The 4,354-nt window shown below is 68.7% G+C and carries 6 protein-coding genes and 1 pseudogene; all 7 read left to right on the top strand.

Annotation, left to right across the window (positions count from 1 at the left end; genetic code table 11):
- Nucleotides 1–656 (top strand): annotated as a pseudogene (locus IIY41_RS01805) (cobyrinic acid a,c-diamide synthase); the annotation flags it as partial.
- Nucleotides 657–770: 114 nt separating this feature from the next.
- The gene (cobT, locus tag IIY41_RS01800) at nucleotides 771–1,838 is read left to right on the top strand and encodes a nicotinate-nucleotide--dimethylbenzimidazole phosphoribosyltransferase (RefSeq protein ID WP_050005397.1); all 1,068 of its coding nucleotides are present in this window, start codon (nucleotides 771–773) and stop codon (nucleotides 1,836–1,838) included.
- A 27-nt stretch (nucleotides 1,839–1,865) separates the two neighbouring features.
- Complete coding sequence (locus tag IIY41_RS01795; RefSeq protein ID WP_050005396.1) at nucleotides 1,866–2,402, top strand: bifunctional adenosylcobinamide kinase/adenosylcobinamide-phosphate guanylyltransferase; 537 nt, start codon at nucleotides 1,866–1,868, stop codon at nucleotides 2,400–2,402.
- Entirely contained in the window at nucleotides 2,399–3,178 is a 780-nt protein-coding gene (locus IIY41_RS01790; RefSeq protein WP_134107863.1) for an adenosylcobinamide-GDP ribazoletransferase, read from the top strand. The genes IIY41_RS01795 and IIY41_RS01790 overlap by 4 nt, the downstream gene beginning before the upstream one ends.
- Nucleotides 3,175–3,513 (top strand): bifunctional adenosylcobinamide kinase/adenosylcobinamide-phosphate guanylyltransferase, encoded by a 339-nt coding sequence (locus IIY41_RS01785; RefSeq protein WP_009322537.1) that lies wholly within the window; start codon nucleotides 3,175–3,177, stop codon nucleotides 3,511–3,513. Before IIY41_RS01790 ends, IIY41_RS01785 begins: the two co-directional genes overlap by 4 nt.
- Nucleotides 3,510–4,103 carry a histidine phosphatase family protein gene (locus IIY41_RS01780; RefSeq protein WP_009322538.1) on the top strand — a complete coding sequence of 198 codons (594 nt, stop codon included), beginning with the start codon at nucleotides 3,510–3,512 and terminating at the stop codon, nucleotides 4,101–4,103. The genes IIY41_RS01785 and IIY41_RS01780 overlap by 4 nt, the downstream gene beginning before the upstream one ends.
- A gap of 1 nt (nucleotide 4,104) precedes the next feature.
- Nucleotides 4,105–4,354: cobalamin biosynthesis protein (locus IIY41_RS01775; RefSeq protein ID WP_287399395.1), on the top strand; the 250-nt coding region annotated here is incomplete at its 3' end.

Raw genomic sequence — 4,354 nt, 5'->3', positions numbered from 1 at the left:
GCTTCAGCGGTGGAAGGGGGTTCTGCTGCCGCATCGCCGTGGCGCGGGACGAGGCGTTTTGCTTTTCCTATGCCGAAACGCTGGAATCCCTGCGGGACGCGGGCGCGGAGCTTGTATTTTTCAGCCCCGTGCATGACGCGGCGCTGCCCGGGGGAGCGGGTGGGCTGTATCTGCCCGGAGGCTATCCGGAGCTGTACGCCGGGCAGCTTTCGCAAAACGCGGCCATGCGCCGCGCGGTGCGCCGCGCGGTGGAGGCGGGCCTGCCCACGGTGGCGGAATGCGGCGGCTTTTTGTATCTGGGCCGGAGCCTTGAGGGCGAAGACGGCGCGGTGCACCCTATGGCCGGCGCACTGCCCGGCGCGGGCGTGCGGCGGCAGAAGCTTGTTCGCTTCGGCTACGCGCAGCTTACGGCCCGGGCCGACAGCCTGCTGCTGCGCGCGGGCGAAACGGTCCCCGTTCACGAGTTCCACTATTGGGACAGCACGGAAAATGGCGCGGCGTTCAACGCGCAGAAGCCTGCGACGGGCCGCAGCTGGACGTGCGGGTTCGCGGGGCCGGCGCTGTATGCAGCTTTCCCGCACCTGTATTTTGCGGGCAGGCCGCAGCTGGCGGAGCGGTTTGTGCGTGCGGCCGCCGCCTTTCAAAGCGGCCGGTGAAGGGCCTTGTGCTTTTGAGAGGCTGCGGGCCCGGGGCGGCGCCGTGCGCTTGGGAAAGCGCCCCGGGCATTGAAAACAAAATGAAGCTGGAATGCAAAGAAAGAAGCTGGAAGCATGGAACTGCGTGAATTGCTGCAAAACATCACGCCGCCGGACGAGGCGGCGCGGGAACAGGCGCACCGCCGCTGGGCGGCGTGCGCAAAGCCTTTGGGCAGCCTGGGTCTGCTGGAGACGGCGCTGGAGGACATTGCGGCGCTGACGGGCGACGCGCAGGCGCCGCTTTTGCCGCGTGCGGTTCTGGTGCTGTGCGCGGACAACGGCGTGGTCGCCCAGGGCGTTACCCAGACGGACAGCAGCGTGACGGCCGCTGTGACGCGCAACCTGGCTGCGGGGCGCACCTCCGTGTGCCGGATGGCGCAGGCCGCGCAGTGCGCCGTGGTGCCCGTGGACATGGGCGTGCGGGATTTTGCGCCGCAGCCCGGCGTGCTGGCCCGGCGCATCGGCAACGGCACGGGGGATATCACACAGGGGCCTGCCATGACGCGGGCCCAGGCGGAGCAGGCCGTTTTGGCGGGCGCGGAGCTTGTGCGCACGCAGAAGGAAAAGGGCGTGCGTCTGCTGGCCACGGGCGAGATGGGCATCGGCAACACCACCACGGCCAGCGCTGTGGCCAGCGTGCTGCTGGGCCGCGCGCCCGTGGAAATGACGGGCCGCGGCGCGGGTCTTTCGGACGAGGGGCTGCGGCGCAAGGTGGCGGCCATCGAGCGGGCCGTGGCCCTCAGCCGCCCCGACGCGGACGACCCGCTGGACGTTCTGGCAAAGGTGGGCGGCTTTGACATCGCGGGGATGTGCGGCGTGTTTCTGGGCGGCGCGGCCTGCCGTGTGCCTGTGCTGGCGGACGGCTTCATCAGCGCCGTGGCGGCGCTGTGCGCGGTGCGGCTGTGCCCGGCGGCGGCCAAGGCCGTTTTGGCGAGCCATGTCTCGGCCGAGCCCGCGGGCATGCTGCTGCTGGACGCGCTGCGCAAAAAACCGCTCATTACGGCGGGCATGCGCCTGGGCGAGGGCACGGGAGCGGTGGCGGCCATGCCGCTGCTGGACATGGCCCGCGCCGTATATATGGATTGCTACACGTTTGAGGAGGGCGGCATCGAGGCCTATACGCCGCAGGGCGGAGAAGGCTGAACGCCGGAGAGGAAAGGGGCGGATGGGATGTTCACACTGGTCGTGGGCGGCGCGGCGTCCGGCAAAAGCGAATATGCCGAGCAGCTGATCCTGCGGGCGGGCGCTCTGCCGCGCTACTATGTGGCGACGATGGAACCCTTTGGCGCAGAAGCCCGCGCGCGCATTGCGAGGCACCGCGTCCTGCGCGCGCAAAAGCGGTTCGAGACCATTGAATGCCCCGTTGGCCTTTCGCGGGTGCTGCTGCCTGCAAGGGGCGCGGCGCTGCTGGAATGCCTGAGCAATCTGGCCGCAAACGAGCTGTACAGCCCGGCGGGCGCAGGCGGTGAACAGGCGGCGCTGGCCGCTGTTGTGGACGGCGTGGAAAGCCTGCGGCGGCAGTGCGAAGCACTGGTGGTCGTCACGGGCGAGGTGTTCAGCGGCGGCAGCGCCTATGCGGGAGATACCGGTACCTATCTGCGTGTGCTGGCCGCGGCAAACCGGGCGCTTGCCGCCCGGGCGGACGCTGTTTGTGAGGTGGCGTGCGGCCTGCCGCGCTATTATAAAGGAGAGGGGGCCGCGCTGTGACGCTACTTGAGACGGCCGCCGTGGCGTTTGCCATGTTTTCCGCCGTGCCGGTACCGCAGCCGGTGTGGAACGAAAAAAACATGCGGTACGCGCTGTGCGCCTTTCCGCTGGTGGGGGTTGTGTGCGGCCTTGCCTGGTGGGGCTGGGCGGCTTTGGCGGCGCGGCTTTCATTCCCGCTTTTGCTGCGCGCGGCCGGGCTGTGCCTTGCGCCGGTGCTCGTGACCGGGGGCATACACCTGGACGGCTACGCCGACACCTGCGATGCGCTGGCAAGCTGCGCCGCGCCGGAAAAAAAGCAGGAGATATTAAAGGACCCGCACTGCGGCGCGTTTGCGGTCATACGCCTGTGCACCTATTTTACGGCCTATCTGGGCCTGTGCGCGGCGGTGGACTGCACGCCCCGGGCTGCGCTGTGCATGGGGCTGGGCTTTGTGCTGGAGCGGGCGCTTTCCGGCTATGCGATCGCGGCGTTCCCTCTGGCAAAAAACACGGGCCTTGCCCATACCTTTGCAACGGGAGCGGACCGCACGGCTGTGCGCCGCGCGCTGCTTGTACTGTGCGCACTGGCCGCCGCAGGCATGGCGGCGGCGGGGGGGATGACGGGCGCCGCCATGGCGCTGGCTGCGGTGCTTGTATTTTTGCGATACCGCGCGGTGGCGCAAAAACAGTTCGGCGGCATATCGGGCGACCTGGCCGGATGGTTTTTGCAAAAGGCGGAGCTGTGGATGCTGGCCGCGCTGGCAGCGTGCAGCCTGCTTTCGGGGGTGACGGGATGATCTTTATCACAGGCCCGCTGTACAGCGGGAAACGGGAGTATGCCCGGCTGCTGCTGGGCTGTACCCGGGAGGAGCTGGCGCAGCGCGCTGTTTGGGACGTGCAGGAGCTGGCCGCGGGCTGCGGCGACCTTGCCGCGTTGGCGCAGCAGCTTGCCCGGAACGAGGTGGTCATCGCCACCGAGGTGGGCGGCGGCGTCGTGCCGGTGGACAAAAACGAGCGCGCCGCGCGGGAGGCGGCGGGCCGTCTCGGCTGCCTGCTGGCGCAGCGCGCGGACGCCGTGGTGCGCGTGTTCTGCGGTATCCCGGTCTATCTGAAAGGAGCGCCGAACACATGAAAGTTTATCTTTTGCGCCATGGGCAGACGGAATACAATGTGGACAAGCGGTACCAGGGCACGCGGGACATCCCGCTTTCGGAAAAGGGGCGCGCCGCGCTGCGGCGGGCGGACATTGAACCGGACACGGTGTATGTCTCGCCGCTGTGCCGGGCCGTGGACACGGCCCGGGTGCTGTTCCCGGCCGCGCGGCTCGTGCCCGTGCACGACCTGCGGGAGATGTGCTTCGGCATTTTCGAGGGGCGCAATTATGTGGAGATGGAGCGCGACCCCGATTATCTCGCCTGGGTGGGAGACGACTGTATGGGCCGCTGCCCGGGCGGAGAGAGCCGGGCTGAATTTTCCGACAGGACCTGCGCGGCCTTTGCGTCCCTGGTGGACGAAGCGCTGGCGCGGGGCGCGGAAATGCTCGTCGTCATGGCGCACGGCGGCACCCAGATGGCGGTGATGGAGCGGTACGCCTGCCCGCGCCGGGATTATTACACCTGGTGCGCGGGCAACGCGGCCGGCTTTATACTGGATGCGGCGCGCTGGCAGACGCACGGCCTGCTGGACCTTGCGGGCGAAGCGTGTTATGCGGAGGAAGCGTGAGATGGATATTGTGCTGGCCGCCCTGTGCGGCTTTTTGATGGACCTTGCGCTGGGAGACCCGGCCTGGATGCCTCACCCGGTGGTGGGCATGGGGAAATGCATCGCCGCGCTGGAACGCGGGCTGCGCCACGCTTTTCCGAAAACGCCCCGAGGCGAGCTTGCGGCGGGCGCGGTGCTGGCGGCCGTGCTGCCGCTGGGCACGCTGGGCCTTGCAGCGGGCGCGCTCTGGCTGTGCGGCCTTGCGCACCCGG

The sequence above is a fragment of the Ruthenibacterium sp. genome (genome assembly GCF_017421385.1).
GTDB classification, from domain to species: Bacteria; Bacillota; Clostridia; order Oscillospirales; family Ruminococcaceae; genus Ruthenibacterium; species Ruthenibacterium lactatiformans.
Note: the sequence above shows the minus strand (reverse complement) of the source record. Positions and strands in the feature narration are given on the sequence as shown.